General features: G+C 37.8%; 18 protein-coding genes, 1 pseudogene and 1 riboswitch. Of the genes and pseudogenes, 15 read left to right on the plus strand and 4 right to left on the minus strand.

All coding sequences use genetic code 11. From position 1 onward, the window contains the following. The first annotated feature begins 8 nt into the window (after positions 1-8). The 4 genes from purD (at position 9) to rpsI (EDC24_RS14990) (ending at position 3,482) form a co-directional block, all read left to right on the plus strand. Positions 9-1,274, plus strand: coding sequence for a phosphoribosylamine--glycine ligase (gene purD / locus EDC24_RS14975; RefSeq protein WP_124223990.1), 1,266 nt, complete (start codon positions 9-11; stop codon positions 1,272-1,274). Then, a riboswitch (ZMP/ZTP riboswitch) is annotated at positions 1,273-1,356 on the plus strand. It overlaps the preceding gene by 2 nt. 32 nt (positions 1,357-1,388) lie before the next feature. Continuing rightward, positions 1,389-2,243, plus strand: coding sequence for a bifunctional 5,10-methylenetetrahydrofolate dehydrogenase/5,10-methenyltetrahydrofolate cyclohydrolase (locus tag EDC24_RS14980; RefSeq protein WP_124223992.1), 855 nt, complete (start codon positions 1,389-1,391; stop codon positions 2,241-2,243). A 389-nt stretch (positions 2,244-2,632) separates the two neighbouring features. Beyond that, entirely contained in the window at positions 2,633-3,070 is a 438-nt protein-coding gene (rplM, locus tag EDC24_RS14985; protein WP_124223994.1) for a 50S ribosomal protein L13, read from the plus strand. A gap of 19 nt (positions 3,071-3,089) precedes the next feature. Beyond that, positions 3,090-3,482 carry a 30S ribosomal protein S9 gene (gene rpsI, locus EDC24_RS14990; RefSeq protein ID WP_124223996.1) on the plus strand — a complete coding sequence of 131 codons (393 nt, stop codon included), beginning with the start codon at positions 3,090-3,092 and terminating at the stop codon, positions 3,480-3,482. A 335-nt stretch (positions 3,483-3,817) separates the two neighbouring features. Here the strand turns inward: rpsI (EDC24_RS14990) and EDC24_RS14995 are convergent, their stop codons facing one another. Further along, positions 3,818-4,408, minus strand: coding sequence for a DUF421 domain-containing protein (locus EDC24_RS14995; protein WP_124223998.1), 591 nt, complete (start codon positions 4,406-4,408; stop codon positions 3,818-3,820). A gap of 245 nt (positions 4,409-4,653) precedes the next feature. On the opposite strand from EDC24_RS14995, the pseudogene rpsI (EDC24_RS15530) reads away from it, so the two are divergent. Then, a pseudogene (gene rpsI, locus EDC24_RS15530) lies at positions 4,654-4,713 on the plus strand (30S ribosomal protein S9); the annotation flags it as partial. Positions 4,714-4,769: 56 nt separating this feature from the next. On the opposite strand, the gene EDC24_RS15000 reads toward rpsI (EDC24_RS15530), so the two are convergent. Beyond that, a complete protein-coding gene (locus tag EDC24_RS15000) occupies positions 4,770-6,191 on the minus strand; it encodes an ATP-binding cassette domain-containing protein (RefSeq protein WP_245998217.1) in 1,422 nt (473 codons plus the stop codon). Between the two features lie 655 nt (positions 6,192-6,846). On the opposite strand from EDC24_RS15000, the gene EDC24_RS15005 reads away from it, so the two are divergent. From EDC24_RS15005 to EDC24_RS15035, 7 genes are all read left to right on the plus strand, one after another. Next, positions 6,847-7,824: an ABC transporter ATP-binding protein gene (locus tag EDC24_RS15005; protein WP_124224002.1), complete on the plus strand. Its 978-nt coding sequence runs from the start codon at positions 6,847-6,849 to the stop codon at positions 7,822-7,824. Between the two features lie 11 nt (positions 7,825-7,835). Beyond that, complete coding sequence (locus EDC24_RS15010) at positions 7,836-8,849, plus strand: ABC transporter ATP-binding protein (protein ID WP_124224004.1); 1,014 nt, start codon at positions 7,836-7,838, stop codon at positions 8,847-8,849. Between the two features lie 85 nt (positions 8,850-8,934). Further along, positions 8,935-10,764 (plus strand): peptide-binding protein, encoded by a 1,830-nt coding sequence (locus EDC24_RS15015; protein ID WP_124224006.1) that lies wholly within the window; start codon positions 8,935-8,937, stop codon positions 10,762-10,764. A 93-nt stretch (positions 10,765-10,857) separates the two neighbouring features. Then, positions 10,858-11,820 carry an ABC transporter permease gene (locus tag EDC24_RS15020; RefSeq protein WP_124224008.1) on the plus strand — a complete coding sequence of 321 codons (963 nt, stop codon included), beginning with the start codon at positions 10,858-10,860 and terminating at the stop codon, positions 11,818-11,820. Positions 11,821-11,830: 10 nt separating this feature from the next. Beyond that, positions 11,831-12,751: an oligopeptide ABC transporter permease gene (gene opp4C / locus EDC24_RS15025; protein ID WP_124224010.1), complete on the plus strand. Its 921-nt coding sequence runs from the start codon at positions 11,831-11,833 to the stop codon at positions 12,749-12,751. An 83-nt stretch (positions 12,752-12,834) separates the two neighbouring features. Next, complete coding sequence (locus EDC24_RS15030; RefSeq protein ID WP_124224012.1) at positions 12,835-13,551, plus strand: N-acetylmuramoyl-L-alanine amidase; 717 nt, start codon at positions 12,835-12,837, stop codon at positions 13,549-13,551. Between the two features lie 105 nt (positions 13,552-13,656). After that, complete coding sequence (locus EDC24_RS15035; RefSeq protein ID WP_124224014.1) at positions 13,657-14,709, plus strand: Mrp/NBP35 family ATP-binding protein; 1,053 nt, start codon at positions 13,657-13,659, stop codon at positions 14,707-14,709. Between the two features lie 39 nt (positions 14,710-14,748). On the opposite strand, the gene gerD is transcribed toward EDC24_RS15035, so the two are convergent. Next, positions 14,749-15,402 carry a spore germination lipoprotein GerD gene (gerD, locus tag EDC24_RS15040; protein ID WP_124224016.1) on the minus strand — a complete coding sequence of 218 codons (654 nt, stop codon included), beginning with the start codon at positions 15,400-15,402 and terminating at the stop codon, positions 14,749-14,751. 137 nt (positions 15,403-15,539) lie between these two features. Between gerD and EDC24_RS15045 the strand changes: the two genes are divergently transcribed. Then, positions 15,540-16,163 carry a KinB-signaling pathway activation protein gene (locus EDC24_RS15045; protein ID WP_425455195.1) on the plus strand — a complete coding sequence of 208 codons (624 nt, stop codon included), beginning with the start codon at positions 15,540-15,542 and terminating at the stop codon, positions 16,161-16,163. A 172-nt stretch (positions 16,164-16,335) separates the two neighbouring features. Then, entirely contained in the window at positions 16,336-16,902 is a 567-nt protein-coding gene (locus EDC24_RS15050; protein WP_124224020.1) for a hypothetical protein, read from the plus strand. A 78-nt stretch (positions 16,903-16,980) separates the two neighbouring features. Here the strand turns inward: EDC24_RS15050 and EDC24_RS15055 are convergent, their stop codons facing one another. After that, positions 16,981-17,736 carry a polysaccharide deacetylase family protein gene (locus tag EDC24_RS15055; RefSeq protein WP_170158609.1) on the minus strand — a complete coding sequence of 252 codons (756 nt, stop codon included), beginning with the start codon at positions 17,734-17,736 and terminating at the stop codon, positions 16,981-16,983. Between the two features lie 142 nt (positions 17,737-17,878). On the opposite strand from EDC24_RS15055, the gene EDC24_RS15060 reads away from it, so the two are divergent. Further along, complete coding sequence (locus tag EDC24_RS15060; RefSeq protein WP_124224023.1) at positions 17,879-18,106, plus strand: hypothetical protein; 228 nt, start codon at positions 17,879-17,881, stop codon at positions 18,104-18,106. The last annotated feature ends 353 nt before the right edge of the window (positions 18,107-18,459 follow it).

Below are 18,459 nucleotides of genomic sequence, written 5' to 3' on the forward strand. Positions count from 1 at the left end.
AGGTCCTTATGAACGTATTAGTCATTGGACGTGGAGGACGTGAGCATGTTTTAGCGTGGAAGTTGAAGCAGAGTGATCAAGTTAGTGAGGTATACGTTGCACCGGGTAATGATGGCATGAAGGATGTAGCGAAAACAATCGTAATCGACGAAGATGATATAAATGGATTGATCTCATTTGTGAAAAAAACAGACATCGCTTTAACGATTGTAGGTCCGGAAGCGCCATTAATGGATGGAATCGTAGACCGTTTTCAAGCTGAAGGGCTTAACATATTCGGGCCGACGCAAAAAGCGGCTGAAATAGAAGGTCGTAAACAGTATGCCAAACAGCTAATGAGCCGGTATGGGATTCCAACAGCTCGATATGACGTATTTGATGATGTTGAACCGGCTCAATCTTATGTCAGGCAAGTAGGTGTACCCATTGTGATTAAGGCAGATGGATTAGCAGCTGGAAAAGGCGTTGTAATCGCCAAAACCATTCAAGAAGCTGATCAAGCGATTGTTGATATGTTAGACGGGCGTTTTGGCGAGGCGAGTCAGACGATTGTGATTGAGGAATTTTTAGAAGGCGAAGAATTCTCGCTAATGGCTTTTGTTAATGGAATGAGGGTTTATCCTATGGAATTGTCACAAGACCATAAGCGGGCATTCGATCAAGATGAAGGGCCGAATACAGGCGGCATGGGAGCTTATTCACCGGTTCCTCAACTGTCAGAAAACATTAAACGAGAGTCCGTTGAGCAAGTGTTGAAGCCAACAGCTGAAGCGTTAGTTCAAGAAGGACGCCCTTTTCAAGGGGTGTTATATGCAGGCTTAATAAAAACAAACAATGGACCGAAAGTCATCGAATTTAACGCACGGCTTGGCGACCCAGAAGCACAAGTTGTACTGCCTAGGCTAGAAAATGATTTAGTCGAAGTAATAGAACATGTCATGGCTGAAGAACCAGTGAATTTGTTGTGGTCTAACAAATTTGCCGTAGGAGTTGTGTTAGCATCCAAGGGATATCCGGGCGCTTATGAAAAAGGTCAGCCCATTCAAGGTCTTCAAGTACAATCGAGTGACAATCTGCTATTTCACGCTGGGACTAAGTTTGAAGATGGACAGTGGAAAACGAATGGTGGACGTTTATTACTTGTTGCAGCGCAACATGAAAAGCTGGAGGAAGCCAAAGAGCGTGTCTACGCTGATATGAAATCATTTGATTCTGCACACACTTTTTATCGAAAAGATATCGCCAAGCGAGCACATTCAATCACATCATTTTAGCACATACAGTGACTGACGACTTAAATGGAATTGACCATGGTGGAACTGTATGTGAATCATGCCGGTCGTCTGGGCGGAGAGTGGATCACTCTTCAATTATTAGGAGGTTAAACCATGAATCCAATAATTCTAGACGGAAAAAAGGTTGCTCAGTCAATCAAAAACGAACTGAGAGTGGAAGTTGAACGGTTAAAAGAAGCGGAGATAACGCCTAAATTAGCCACCATTTTAGTCGGAGACGATGAAGCATCTAAGACATACGTCCAAATGAAAGCTAATACATGTCATAAGTTAGGAATGGAATCTGAGCGAGTTTTTCTACCAGAAGAAACGACGACAGAAGAACTGCTTAATGTCATTAAGCAGTTAAATGAAGACGCCAGTGTGCACGGTATTTTGCTACAACATCCCGTACCAAGTCATATTGATGAACGTAAAGCTTTTGATACAATTGCGTTAGAAAAAGATGTCGATGGCGTAACTGCACACGGTTTTGGGGCAACAACGTTTCAACTGGGCGCATACCCATGTTGTACACCTGCCGCTATTTTACAAATAATTGATCATTATAACTTATCCATTGAAGGTAAGCACGCGGTGGTTGTTGGCCGTAGCCCGATTTTAGGAAAACCTGTGTCCATGATGCTCCTTAACCGAAATGCGACGGTGACGATTAGTCATTCAAAAACAGAAAATTTACCTGAGGTAATCAGTCAGGCAGACATCATTATTGCAGCTGTCGGCCGTCCGAAGTTTATTAAGGGCGAATGGTTGAAAGAAGGAGCGATTGTATTAGATGCCGGCTATAATCCAGGAAATATAGGTGACTGTGATTACGAAACATGTTATCCTAAATCGTCAGCTATTACACCTGTTCCTGGTGGAGTTGGCCCTGTCACAATTTCTATGTTACTCAAACATACAGTTGAAGCAGCCAAAACACAACGAGCAAGTGTGGTTTTGAACTAATTCTTAAGATTGGTTTGTATTGTGATGAGCGAAGGCGGCGACTCCAGTGGGAACAGCACGAGCCGAGGGGCCACAGGATGTGGGTCAGTTCGGCGTTGCAACAGGACGTTGCGAACTTAGCCGAACATCTTCAGTGTAGCGAAACGACAGTGAGCTTTGGGAAGTTGAGGCCGTGCCCGCGGAAAGCGTCCGCCGTGAGCGAATCACAACATCAAATGTAAAATGATAAAATTTACAGCTAAATAAAGCTGATTTATCTTGACATTCATGCCATAGATATTATAATATATTCTATGGCATTTTATCATAACCACGAATAGCCCCGGAACTACTCGTGATGAAGATAAAAATATGTTCGATAGAATCGATTGATATAGGAGGGAAAGCAAATGCGCACAACTTTCATGGCTAATGAAAACAACGTTGAGCGTAAATGGTATGTGGTTGATGCCGAAGGACAAACGCTAGGTCGTCTAGCTACAGAAGTTGCAACACTTCTTCGCGGCAAGCATAAACCAACTTACACACCACACGTTGATACTGGTGATCACGTAATTATCGTGAATGCTGATAAAGTACAATTAACAGGTAAAAAATTAACAGATAAAATGTATTACCGCCATTCAAACTACCCTGGTGGTTTAAAGGCACGCAGCGCAAACGTTATGCGCCAAAACTACCCTGAACAAATGCTTGAACTAGCTGTTAAAGGAATGCTACCGAAAAACAAGCTAGGTCGTAAAATGGGTAAAAAACTTCACGTTTATCGTGGACCTGAACACAAACATCAAGCACAAAATCCAGAAGTTTACGAACTTCGCGGGTAAGTAAAAGGAGGTAAAGACTTTGGCACAAGTACAATACTACGGAACAGGTCGTCGTAAGAGCTCGGTAGCTCGTGTGCGTCTAGTTCCTGGAAGCGGAAAAATTATTGTAAATGATGTAGATGCACAAGAGTACTTCCCACATGAAACGTTACGCTTAGTCATCAACCAGCCATTAGAATCAACTGAAACTATTGGTAACTATGATGTTCTAGCAAACGTTAACGGTGGTGGATATACAGGTCAAGCAGGAGCGATCCGTCTAGGTGTTGCTCGCGCACTATTAGAAGCAGACCCTGACTATCGCCCAACATTAAAGCGCGCTGGATTCCTAACTCGTGATCCTCGTGCGAAAGAGCGTAAGAAATACGGTCTTAAAGGCGCTCGTCGTGCACCACAGTTCTCTAAGCGTTAAAATTCTTGTCACACAAGGATCCAAAGCCTCTCTTTTCTATTTTGGAAAAAGAGAGGTTTTTTATATTTTTAGTTTTTGACTCACAAATGACTCACATTTAATCGTTTGTCATATAATTTAGGAATTTTTGGGCAGTTTTTTCTCTGGATTTATTCGTTACATAAGTATATATTATAAGTGGTTTGAATGCTTTCATGACCGAGTCGATTTTGAACTTCGTATGGCTCTGCACCAGATTCAAAATTCAAGCAAACCTTGTATTTAAATTTTTGGCTCCAAAACATAATACCTTACCATTAGGGTTTATGACCTATAGATAATCGTTTAAACAGAACCTATTGTAAATGTTTAGGTGTGTCATCAGCATTATTCTTTAACGTTTCAGTGAAAATATTATCTTGTGATTGATTATTGGGTTCTAATCGTTGTCCATTTTGAATGAACTTAATCAGGTTTTGGATATCTTCTTTTGTGGCAGGTTGTTTTTCCAATTTTAAAGTATAGCCTAATTGTCCATTAGATTCTAATGTAGCATATTGAACATCATGAATATTAGAAACGCCTGCGTTCCGTAATCGTTCTTCTAATTTATCAACAGTTAATCTATGTTTTTTTAAGTTGTTCTCAATTAAATTGCCATTTTCAATAACAGGTACAGCTTTACCAGATAGTACTGTTTCTGTATTGTCAAATTTTAATTGGATAAATTCAGCTATAATTAGAAAAAGCACTAATAACCCAGCAATTCCAAAAGTCGTCCAAAGCCCCCGGCCAGATACGGGTTGAATAAGTAATGTGCCGATGGCAATCATCATAACCGTTTGGGGAATAGTCATTTGAGAGATTGTTTTTCTTCCGCCTATTCTTAAAATAATCGTTCCCATAGCAAAGATAAGAAATGTTTGCCAAATTAAGTTTAAATCCATAAAGATAATCTCCTTTCTCTATTGATGCCTAATATTTTTTATCTAGGTTCTAATTTTATACCTGGGATATTAGGTTTAAAACGTATTTAGCAATCAAGTGCTTTTTTTATTAAGAAGGCATCTTTTTGCACGGACAACACATTCAAATAACAGACCTGATTTACAATAAGAAGGAAATTTCTCTTATTTTTTGACTCACAAATGACTCACTTTTTATTAAATTGTGTTAAATTTGGTTGATATAAGAGCGTAAGAAATACGGTCTTAAAGGCGCTCGTCGTGCACCACAGTTCTCTAAGCGTTAATAGCCTAAATAAACCCACTCTCTTAACAAGATTTATGAGAGTGGGTTTATTATTTGCTATTTATTATAAGGGTCTAATAAAACCTTCTTTGTCGCAACAGCATCAACATAGTGTTCATTATGATCGACGCTGATCATAGTTGGTTGATAGTCGTTTATAGCATCTATCAACTGATAAATGACAAAAAGGTCGAGACTGTTGGTCACCTCATCCCAGATGAATAGTTGATGATGATTCAAAAGGGCTTTTGCTAATAACATCTTTTTCTTTTCACCAGAGCTCCATTGTTTCCCTTGAGGACTTGAGAAAAGTTTTCGGCTCATACCTAGTTGATGCAATAGATATAGGTATTCCTCTTTTTCTTCCTTAGACGTCATCGACTGTAAATACGAATGTAAATCTACCCGACCTTGGTTTTTCTGGTGTAAAACCGACTGTTGTTCCGGGAGTTTAATGTCATATTCTCCAATGGTCTCTAGTTTCTCTTCACCTATAATAAAATTTAATAAGGTCGACTTTCCAACGCCATTGTGCCCTTCAATAAATAATCTTTCAGATGGATAGAGATCAACGTTGATAGGAGAAAACAAAGGAACGCCACCTCTTAAAATAGAAAACTCACGAAAAGAGAGGATCTGTTTTTGAGGCCTTACTACGTTAAATTTAAGTTTAGAAACTTCTTCAATATTATCAATGAGCTCTTCTTTTTCAATAACTTTTTCCTCGGTTCTTTTCCTAATGGCTTTAGCTCTTTTCATTTGTTTGGCAGCTAATCGTCGTTCTGAAGAATCTTTTGTGCTGTTTTCTCTTTGTAATCCCCAATTGTTAACTTGTCTTGAAACTTGATCTAGACGCTTGATTTCTCCTTTGAGTTTCTCGTTTTTCTCCTTTGTTAATCGGTCAGCACGTTCCTTTTCGGTTTTCCAAGTGTCAACATCTCCAGCTATAAGGTCGATTGATTCTTTGTTTATAGCTAAAATATGATCGACAAACTGGTTAAGAAAATATTCATCATGGCTCACTACAATGTAACCTGTTTTGTTATTTAAGTATTGGCCAACCATTTGTCTTCCATGCAGATCTAAATTATTCGTCGGCTCGTCAATTAACGGAAATGCCTGGTCGTCTAAAAATAACTCGATTAGTAGAATCTTGGTTTGCTCTCCTCCGCTTAGTTGATTGAAATTACGATAAAGAATGTCATGTGATAGCTCCATATAATTCAGCTCTCGTTCAATTTCCCAAATTTCAACCAATGGATTACGTTCTAGTAAAACATCTAGAGTTGTTAAGTCTTTCTCTGGATAAATGGGAAAATATTCAAATTCTAGATTCGAATGTATAGATCCTTCATAGTCTAACTGGTCCATTAGAATCTTTAAGAAGGTCGTTTTACCTCTTCCGTTTCGACCGACGAGACCTAGTTTCCAACTTTCATGTATGTTTAAATTAACGTCTTGGAACATTGGATTTATCATTGATATATATTTAAAACATAAACTTTTAATTATAATATTACCTTTCAAATAATCATCTCCTAAACATAAATATCCCCTATCTCGCTTCTGAGATAGGGGATATGCGTACGTTTAAACAGACCAACCGAAAATTGGTAACGGAGAACCCTAGAATAGAGCTGTCATTTAAAGGAGTACACAATAATCCTACTCAAAAGAACCATAGATAGGCAGTAAGGCAGAATTTCAGCCAAAATTTAACTGCTATTTGATTCGAACTATAAAGTAAGATTATTGAATCATCGCTTTAAATTTCTCCCTTCAAAATATATTTCTACTACTTTAAAAAAGATTTATCTATTTGTCAATATTATTATTCTAATATACTTCTGTATACTAAATATTCAACTACTGTAATATTCGGTTCCCGAACTATATTGAATTTTTTATAGAAAAAATGACATTTTCGACAAATTTCAATCATGTTCGACAAAAATTCACAAAATTAGTCATATTTAAAATATTGAAAAAATTACAAAAGTCTGTTTATATTAATTCATAGTCTAAATATCTTAAAAATCTCGTTAATATTTTAAAACAACGAAGCATATTTTTTAAGAGTTATTTTTTGTTAGTACATATTTTGTTCTGATTATACAAGTTGGGGTGTTGCTAGGTGACAAACGAGACAGTGTTAGAAGTAAAAGACTTAAAAACGTATTTTTACCTGGATGACGATCAGGTAGCTAAAGCGGTAGATGACGTAGACTTAACCGTAAAAGCTGGGGAGACAGTTGCCATAGTTGGTGAATCAGGAAGTGGAAAAAGTATTACGTCGCTATCAATTATGCAATTGATTAATAAACCGGGAAAAATTGTTGACGGTGAAATTAGTCTATTAGGCAGAAACTTATTAAATCTATCCAACAGAGAGATGACTAAAATTCGTGGTAATGATATGGCGATGATTTTCCAAGAGCCTATGACAGCGTTAAATCCAGTTTATACGATCGGAAATCAAATAACTGAAGTATTAAGAAAACATAAAAAGATGAACCGAAAACAAGCAAAACGTCGAGCAATTGATTTACTGAAGTTAGTAGGATTTCCGCGCGCAGAAGATACAGTTGATGAGTATCCACACCAACTATCTGGTGGTATGAGACAACGTGCAATGATTGCGATTGCCATTTCATGTGACCCGAAGCTATTAATTGCGGATGAGCCCACAACAGCATTAGATGTAACGATACAAGCTCAAATTTTAGATTTAATGTCAGATATGAAAGAAAAGCTCGAGATGGGCTTGTTGCTGATTACGCATGATTTAGGGGTAGTAGCTGAGTATGCTGATCGCGTACTCGTTATGTATGGCGGACAAATTGTAGAGCAGTCACCAAAGCGTAACTTATTTAAGGATCCAAAACATCCTTATACAGAGGGTCTTCTAGAGAGTTTACCAAGTGTACACAATGACTTGGAACGATTAGGTACAATTCGTGGAATGGTGCCACCAGCACACAAATTCCCAACTGGATGTCGTTTTTCAAGCCGGTGTCCACACGCAATGGATAAGTGCTTTGAGTCCAATCCTGAACTAATAGATTTAGATCATGAACATGCAGTACGCTGCTACTTATATACAGAGGATTAAGGAGGCAAATCATGGCGACTGTTGAAGAAAAACAAACGGTACAAACCGATCAAGAAACGATTTTAAAAGTAGAAGATTTAAAAAAGTACTTTCCAATAAAAGGCGGCATTTTGAAACGTACAGTTGGAAATGTGAAAGCTGTTGATGGTGTTACATTCGATGTTAAGCAAGGGGAGACGCTTGGTATTGTTGGGGAGTCTGGTTCCGGAAAGTCAACATTAGGTCGAATGATTCTAAGACTATTAGAGCCGACGGAAGGAAAAGTCCTTTTTGAAGATCACGATATCACTCATTTAAGTCATAAAAAAATGCGGCCTTTTAGAAAAGAAATGCAGATTGTATTCCAAGATCCTTTTGCATCTTTGAACTCAAAAATGAGTGTTGAACAATTAATCGAAGAACCGATGATTATTCAAACTGATATGGGTAAGAAGGAACGAAAAAAACGCATAAATTACTTGCTTGAAAAAGTTGGACTAAGAGCGAGCGACAGGTTGAAATACCCTCATGAGTTCTCGGGAGGGCAACGCCAAAGAATTAGTATTGCGCGTGCGTTAGCTAATAATCCAAAGTTTGTAATTGCAGATGAAGCCGTATCGGCGTTAGACGTATCAATTCAAGCTCAAGTATTAAATCTAATGTCCGACTTACAAGAAGATTTGGGATTAACTTATTTATTTATCTCACATGATTTAAGTGTTGTTAAACATATTAGTGATCGCGTAGGGGTTATGTACTTAGGAAGATTAGCAGAAATTGCACCAAAGCATGCCATTTATAAAGAACCACTTCACCCGTATACACAGGCTCTATTATCGGCAATTCCAGATACGGATGTTGATTTAGAGAAGGAGAAAGTCAAATTAGAAGGGGACCTACCAAGCCCATCTAATCCACCAAGTGGGTGCGCGTTTAGAACTCGTTGTCCAATGGCACATGATAAATGCGCAGAGGTAAGACCTGAGCTACAACATATGGGTGATGGGCATTACGTTGCGTGTCACTTATATGATGAAGAGCAGTGAAGGTTACATAAATTATGGGGGGTGATGAAAGAGGAAGATTTAAGTGTTTCTATGTTTTTTCTAATATTTTAAGGGGGGATTAAGTTTGTTAAACAAAAAGTTTTGGTATCTTTTAGTTGTATTAACACTATTTGCCTTTCTATTAGTTGCTTGTAATAGTGACGAAGGCGGAGACGATCCTGATGATGAAGACGAACAGGAACAACAAGATGATAACAATGAAGATGAAAATAATGAGGAAGAAGAGGAAGAAGAAGGACCAGTTTCTGGTGGAGAATTAGTTGGTGCGATGGATACTGCTCCTGATGGTATCTTTAACCCTATTTTCTACTCAGAAGCTTATGAGGCTAACATTCTAGACTTTACACACGAAAGTCTAGCTGGACAGAATGATAACCTAGAATTCATTCCTCAGTTAGCTGAAGATTGGGAAGCCAATGATGATCAGACGGAATTAACAATGTATTTACGTGAAGGCGTCACTTGGCATGATGGAGAAGAATTTAACGCTGAAGACGTCATTTACACTTACACGGCAATTGCATCACCAGGTTACACTGAAGCAGGTGGTATTCGTACGACCTTTGTTCAACCACTTGTAGGTTATGAAGAGTTCTCTTCTGGTGAAGCTGATACTTTTGAAGGGGTAGAAATGGTTGATGAATACACAGTGAAGTTCCACTTTGCTGAGCCAAACGTAAACCCAGTTTATTATGCAAGCTACCCAATTATTCCTGAGCACGTATTCGGAGACATTCCGATTGAAGAACAGCCTAGTCACCCAGCAACATTAGATGCAGGTGAAGTAATCGGTACAGGGCCATTTAAGTTCACAGAAATGGTTGAACGTGAAGAGTATGTTCTAACTCGTCACGATGACTACTGGCAAGGTACTCCGTATCTTGAAAGTATCAAATGGGACATTGTAGATCAGTCAGTTATCACAAGCTTACTTGAGTCAGGTGATATTGACTTTGTAGCTGACCCTAACGGTGTACCAGCGGCAGACTACGAAATGGTTGATGGATATGAAAATGTTGAAATGATCGAGCAGACTGATTTCGGTTATCAGTTAATGGGCTTCAAGATGAACTATCGTACAGCAGAGGATGCTGAGGCAGGAACAATTAACCCAGACAACTGGGTGGAAAATCCAGATGTAGCAGATCAAAAAGTACGTCAAGCAATCGCTTATGCGATTAACCGTCAAGGTATGGTAGAAGGTCTGTTACGCGGCCGAGGAAGCGTTATTAATGCACCGATCGCACAACAGTTCTGGGCTTATACAGATGAGGTTCCTCAGTATGAATACAGCACTGAAGAAGCTGAGGCATTATTAGATGAAGCAGGATATGTAGATGTAAACGATGATGGTTTCCGTGAAAATCCAGATGGAGAAGAGTGGGTTCTTGACTTAGAATATCCAACTGGTAATAAAATCCGTGAAGATTCAGCTCCAGTTATCAAAGATGACTTAGAAAAAGTTGGTATTAAAGTCGAACTACGTAATCCTAGAGAAATGTCAGCATACTCTAACGACATTATCTTTAATGATTCAGAAGAAGCACTTGATGGTCTAGACCTTTACCTAATCGGTTGGTCATTAGGTAGTGGTGACCCAGACCCAACTGGTCTATGGAACATCGAAGCGCAGTACAATATCTCTCGTTGGAACAATCCGGAATCTGATGAGCTAATTAACAAGGCTCTTCAAACACCGGATGCATTTGATCAGGAGTTCCGTACTCAAACTTATCAAGAGTGGCAAGAGCTATTCGCTACTGACTTACCAGCTGTTATCTTATATGCACAAAACAAGATCTATGCATATAACGAGCGTTTAAACGGTGTAGATCCATTACCAATGGGCTTCATCAACGATCCACACTTATGGTGGGTTGAAGACGCACAATAATCGGAAGATAGATTGAATGTAAGACTAAATATTTAGTGGGTATGCGGTATTAATCGCGTACCCACCCCCTTTTTTTGAACAGGGAGGAATAGTATGTATAAATATATCATTAGAAGATTACTCATTTTCATACCGATGCTTTTTGCTTTATCTGTCATAGTATTTGGCTTAGCTAAAGCAGCCCCTGGTGATCCATTTTCAACGATGCTTGATCCAACAATTGACCCAGAAGTATATGAAGATCGAAGAGATGAACTAGGACTTAACGATTCAATACCTGTTCAATATGCCCGCTGGATTGGAAATGCGGTACAAGGGGATTTTGGGGAGTCGATTGTGTACAACTCCCGTCCAGTTATGGATTTAATATCAGCTCGATTTTGGAATACCGTCTACTTAGGATTAGTAGCTTTATTCTTTACGTTAATTGTAGCAATTCCTATTGGCGTTTATTCTGCTAGAAATCCTTATTCCATATTAGATTATTTTGGAACTGGGTTTGGTTTTGTTGGTTTAGCGATACCAAACTTCTTCTTTGGTCTTTTAGCTATTTATTTCTTAGCGATAAAATTAGGTTGGTTCCCGCCACAAGGAACAGTGAGTGGATCTGATGTTTCTGGAATGAAGGAGTTTTTTGATCGAATTCATCACATGATTTTACCTGGTATTACACTAGGTTTAGCAAGTACAGCTACATATATGCGTTATATGCGTTCTGAAGTAATAGACGTATTAGGTAGTGACTACATTCGAACGGCGAAGGCAAAAGGTATGACAGATCGGGTTGTATTATATAAGCATACATTGCGTAATGCTTTAATCCCGATTATCACATTAATGGGCTTTGAATTCGGTGTCCTTGTTGGGGGAGCCGTTATTACAGAGCGAATATTCAACTATCCGGGACTCGGCACCTTATTCTTAGATGCTGTCATCAACCGTGATTACCCAATTGTTATGGCATTAACATTAATCTTTGGTGTCTTCATATTGGTTGGTAACTTGTTGGCAGACATATTCTACAGTGTTGTAGACCCGAGAATTCGCTACGATTGAGGTGAATAACATGGAAATCGAAACGTTGAAAACACCAAAAAACGACCCGGAATATAGTGGTGCTCCAGAAGAGAAAAGTAAAAGCCCTTATCAACTAGCCTTAAGGCGTTTTATGAAAAATAAACTTGCCGTTCTAGGTGTCATTACTATGATTATCATATTATTCATGTCTATTTCAGCGCCGTTATGGACAGACCATGATCCTGAGCAAACGAACACAGCTATGATTGAGCGACCGCCAAGTGATGAACATATTCTTGGGACAAATAGCTCTGGTCAGGATAACTGGGCAAGGTTATTGTATGGATCGAGAATTTCATTGGCTGTAGGTTTTAGTACCATGTTTGTAACACTCGTAATTGGAATTTTATTTGGTTCATTAGCGGGTTATTATGGTGGAAAAGTTGATAGTATATTAATGAGGTTTACGGACTTAGTGTTAGCCTTGCCATTCTTAGTATTTGCATTAACACTGATGGCGATTTTGAATAATGTTTCAATTCCGTTATTCATTCTAATCCTATCGATCTTGAGTTGGCCTAACTTAACACGTATTATAAGGGGTTCCTTCTTATCTTTAAGAGAACAAGAATTTGTAATCGGGGCTAAATCAATTGGTGCTTCTAACTCAAGAATCATTTTTAGACATATGATCCCAAATACCATTGGACCTATTGTCGTAAATGCAACGTTAATGATTGCGGTTGTCATCATTGCTGAAGCAGGTTTAAGTTTTATCGGAATGGGTATTAACCCACCAACACCAACTTGGGGTAATATGTTAAACGAAGCTTTAAGTGTAAGAATCCTAAGGCAGCATTGGTATACTTGGATACCACCTGGTGTAGCCATTTTTATAACTGTTTTGGCTATTAACTTTATTGGTGATGGTTTACGAGATGCCTTTGATCCAAAAAGTAATCAACGCTAATCCTACTGAGTTTTCAGTAGGATTTTTATTTTGTCTTCATATTTTAGCGCCCTTGTCCATATAGTTAGACGAGGGGGATTACGATGAAAAAGGGATTATCTGTGGTGTTATGGCTGTTAGCCGTATGTTTATTGATCTATTTAATTAAATACCCATCTCCGAACACCTTAATTCCCGGTCATGTCACAATGCCATTAGCCGGACAAGTTATCGTATTAGACCCTGGTCATGGTGGAGTTGATGGTGGTGCGGATTATGGTGATGTTAAAGAAAAATCAATTGTGTTGAATACCACCCTTTATTTAAGGGATTACCTTGTACAAGCTGGTGCGGAAGTCCATTTAACAAGGGATACAGATAAGGACTTAGCACCTCAAGATATGAAAGGATATTCTAAGCGGAAAGCATATGATATTAGAAGAAGAGTCGAGTTTATACAAGATCGGAATGCAGATTTGTTAATCAGCTTACACTTAAATTCACTAATGGATGAACGATGGAGGGGTGGACAAACATTTTATTACTCCGGTGATGAAAATCAAGCATTAGCATTGGCCATTCAAGAACGAATTCGTGAGGCAACTGAAACGAATCGCAAAGCATTTTCGACATCAAATATTTTTATCTTAAAACGCGCAGAAACAACCGGAGCTCTAGTGGAATTAGGATTTTTATCTAACGCTGAGGAAAGACAAAAGCTCCTGACAGACGAATACCAACGGGAATTAGCATTTGCGGTTTATCAGGGAATCATTGAGTATGTACAAGATGATCATAATGTTGATTATCAAGATAACTGAGAAGTAAAAAGATTTATGTTATACTAGCTGTGGAAGTTGAAAAGCTCGTCTTCGTGACGAGTTTTCTTTCATATAAAATTCGCACAGCTAAAGGATGGTGTAAGCGTGATTAACGAAGATCGCATAAGAGAATTGCTTAATCCGGTACAAGACCCTCATATACATAAGACATTCGAGGAAACGGATGCAATTGAAAATATAAAGATTAAAGAGGATAAGAACCATGTTAGTATTAAGATTGCTTTAGCAGAACCAAACTCTGGTGAGCAAATGCAACTACAACAAGAAATTGTCGGAATGCTAAAAAAAGAAGGAGTCCAAACGGTAGGGCTTCGTTTCACTCAGTTACCAGATGAAAAGCGTGATGAATATGTGCAAGCCGCCAATCAAGAGCAAGAAGCAAATCTAATTGGCCAAACTGGTACGACGTTTATCTCGATTGCAAGTGGTAAAGGTGGCGTAGGAAAATCAACAGTAACAGTAAACTTAGCTGTTGCATTAGCTCGTTTAGGTAAAAAAGTAGGCATTGTCGATGCTGATATTTATGGTTTTAGTGTGCCGGACATGATGGGGATTGAAAATCGCCCGCAAGTTCGCGGTGAGAAAATCATACCTGTTGAGCGTTTCGGTGTTCAGATTATTTCCATGGGCTTTTTCGTTGAAGATAATTCACCGATCATTTGGAGAGGTCCTATGCTAGGTAAAATGTTAACAAGCTTCTTTAAAGAAGTGGAATGGGGCGACCTTGACTATTTATTATTAGACTTACCACCTGGAACAGGTGACATTGCCCTTGATGTACAAGAGTTATTACCATCTCATAAACAAGTCATCGTTACGACACCACATCCAACCGCGGCATTTGTTGCTGCACGTGCTGGTCAAATGGCATTTAAAGCAGATCATGAAATTGTCGGTATTGTGGAGAACATGGCATATTTCGAAAGCACTCTAACTGGACAGAAAGAATATGTCTTTGGTGAAGGTGGCGGTGATAAATTAGCAGAAGTGCTAGATACGGATATTTTAGGCCGTCTGCCATTACAACAACCCTACGATGAACAAGATACATTTGCACCAGGTGTCTATCAAGAAGATCACCCTACAGGGAAGATGTTCTTGAATATGGCAAATAAATTAATGAAAAGAACGAAGTAAATAATAAAGCTGCCGATTAAATCGGCAGCTTTTTATATTTTAGCCTCCGCCCCCGCCACCACTTCCACTACTACCACCACCACTTTCTTCTTGGCCGCCGGAACTACCACTTTGTTGCTGCTGTTGTTGCTCATTTCCTTCTTGAGATTGTTTAGCTTCCTCAGCTGCTTTAAGCAGCACTTCAGTCATTTGAGCTTTAAATAACGGACTGTTTAGTGTTTCTTGAATGGTTTCTTCAAGGTGTTCTTTGAAAGCTTGACTTTTTAATGCGGATTGAATCATTTTCTGCATATCTTCATTTTGAAAAAGTTGAATCATTTGCGCTTGGTAAGTTGAATCATTCATTAACCCTTTCATTAATTCCTTATCTGATTCTTCGGTAGCCTTAACATAGGCTTGTACAAATGAAGGGTCTTCAAATAACTTTTTCCAAAATTCTTTTCCTTTGTCACTGTCAACTAACTTTTCAACCGATTGTTTAACAACATCAGAATTGATGACCAATTGTTGTTTCATTTGTTCTTCTGTCAAAATATCCTGAACAGCTTTTTTGCCATCATCCGTTTTTAAGATATCGACGACCATTTTTTTGGTGGATTCATACTCAGGGCTTTGTTGGCTATCGCTACTACCGCCTTGATTACAGGCAGTTAATATTAAAAACACTAGTAAAACTAGCTGAATTCGTCTCATTTATAATTACCCCTTAATTTAAACACCCTCTTTACTTGTTAATATTAGAATGCTGTGAAAAAATATACACATTTGAACCAAGCAAAAATAGGCAATAAATGATAAAATACGTAAAGTAAGCATACGTTTAGGGGGAAATGGTCGTGACGATACGAAAGTGGTTGAAATTTTTCTCAACAGCTTTATTAATCGGAGCTGTGACAACAATTATCACTAGTTTCTTTGTACAAACCGATGCATATACACCATATTTAGATCCATTTGACCTTTGGAATATTACTGGTGCCTTATTTTGGTTTTTAGGCTGGGGTCTAGTTTATAGTGTGATTAGTCAAATGGGCTTTTTTGCATACTTAACGATACATCAGTTTGGACGAGGCTTTTTCGGGTTCTTCTGGAAGCATGTCCAAATATTACTTATACTCATTGTACTATTTGATTTAGTTTATTTTAGATATACACGTGCAGACGACCCTGGTAACATTTGGTCGTATATATTAGTAGCAGCTTTGTTACTCATTTATTCTTATGCTGTAGCGAAAGTGAAGGCAAAAGATTCACACCCACGGGCATTTTTGCCAGCTTTATTCTTTATGGTCGTCGTTACATCTGTAGAGTGGATACCTGCACTTAGAGAAGGCAGTTATGAGTGGGTGATGTTGATGGTCGTGCCACTATTAGCATGTAACACTTATCAAGTCTTAACATTACATCGTATTGTAGGATTTAATGAAGGTCCATCAGAAAAAGAAAAGAATTAGATGAAATAGAGCTATTTACTTGAGTTAAAGCATGGATTGATAATTGAATCCATGCTTTTTTTAAACTTGAATATAGTCTGAATTTTATAACAAATAGAAAAATATGTTAAAATTTAAATAAGGTTGAAATAGTTCGACAAAATCAATTTAGTAAAACTACGGGGGATTTGGTTTGAAATCAAGTATTAGAAGTTTTATTTTAATTACATTAATTATATTAATTGGATGTACTGAGCAATCTGAAGATGAGTATCAAGATATACAAGAAGAAATCAAAGATGAACTAGGGATAGACATGAAAATAATTGACCCCGAAGATCATACTTTAGTGCACACAAAACTTAATGATAAAGGCGATGACCAAGTATATAAAGCAAGTTTAGGCTTTTCTTCTATTGAGGGAGAAAAAGAAATAGTCGCAACTGATGAGGAAATCGAAAGTGAAGAAGACTCACTCAATATGGAGTATATCTATGGGCCTTATGATGGCACGGTAAACTTTGAAATAACAATCAATCGTGAAGAAATTGAATCCTTTGTTGGTCCGGATATAGGCGACTATGAAGTTGAAGAATTGAACAATCATGATGTTTATTACCAAGAAAGAAGCGCTTATAACGAACTAATTGCCATAACATTTTTTGATGATGTGAAGTATCGACTTGACATTAACTTAGATAACATTAAGAAAGAAGAAGCATTTGAATATATAGAGAAAATAATTGACGAAACATCTTAATTTAGGGTAGAAAGAATTCATTAGGAAGGGACTTGGATAAATCTAAGTCCCTTTCTTATGTTTTAAAGTTTGTTACTTTTAATTTAAGGGATTAAGTTTAATTTTCGCTGGAGATAGAAGTTCTGTAATAGTCACAAATTTATACCCATCTTGGCGTTTCTGTTCAATAAGGTGTTTGATAACTTCAGGTGTTGCTGTTAGGTTGTCCTGTGCTTTAAATAAAATAATATCACCATTTGACATTTGATTTGATATGTTTCCACCTTTTTGTTTAGGGTCCGTGCTTTGTTTAATATTAGCGAAGTGACTCCAAAAAACCGTCCGGTATCCTAAATCATTGATGTGGTTGACAACGGATTCGTTGTATTTATTTTCAGGTGGCCTGACGAGTGTTAAAGGCTCGTAATTTAACCTCTCTAACGTTGACTCACCATTCTTTATATCCTCCGTAATTTCATCAAACGTTAGATCTTCGTAATGATCTTGATAAAATCCTAATAAACCGACTTCATGATTTTCCTCTATAATTAATTTTGCAATTTCTTCATTTCTTAAAGCCCACTCACCATTAACAAAGAAAGTTGCTTTGACTTTTTCCTCCTTCAATACCTCTAGAATGTCAATGATTACGTCGTCTCCCCATGCGACATTAATGGTGATTGAAATTTCTTTTTCGTCCTTTAGGCTTTTAATAATCCCGCCTGACGCCTGTCCCTCTACATTTGGGTTTAAGACGTATGATGAAGATAGATGAAAGGATAAATAAATAATGACGCCAGCGAGGCCAATAAACATCCACTTCTTCCATCTTGTCCAATTTAAGGCAAAAAACATATACATCCAACCTTTTCACTATATTTTCAGCAATTATGTATAAGAAAGTAGTGATTGACTTATATTTATGAATACTAGTCGTTAATATATATGTTGAAACCTTTTTCGATAGAATGAGAAATTCGTAGGGATGTGAATATTGGTGCTAGGATTGTTAATTAACGAGCAAGAACAGAGGGAATTAGAGTACTTATTGAAACGAGAAATGGATGAACTTATTTACGATTTCAACTATGACCATATCGATGGACAAGTAAGAGAAGCAATTAAAGAACGATATACGACTTTATTTAACATATTTAAACGAATGGCTAGTCACACTTCATGCTTACACTACACACCAAAGAAAAACTTTCCCAACGTTAAATGAATGAAAGGGTCAGGTTGTTGAACCTGGCTTTTATATTGCCTAAATACAAGCATTAATTGTTTCAAAATTTGTAATTCAAAAAAATAAAAATCAAGTATTGTCATAGATAAACCCCTGTGATAATATAAATTTTGTCGTCGCAACAAGACGTCATAAACAACACATCAAAACGTTTTAAAAAGTTACTCAAAACTTATTGACAACTGATGGTTGCTGTGGTAAATTTAATTTCGTCGTCAAAAGGCGACACCACAATTTGAACCTTGAAAACTAAACAAAATAGCCTGTCGTCAATTCACATGTTTCGCATTTGATTGGGCGAAACATGAACGACGATTTATGAAGCCAATCAA

Origin of the sequence: Aquisalibacillus elongatus (assembly GCF_003843875.1) — a bacterium.
GTDB classification, from domain to species: Bacteria; Bacillota; Bacilli; order Bacillales; family Alkalibacillaceae; genus Aquisalibacillus; species Aquisalibacillus elongatus.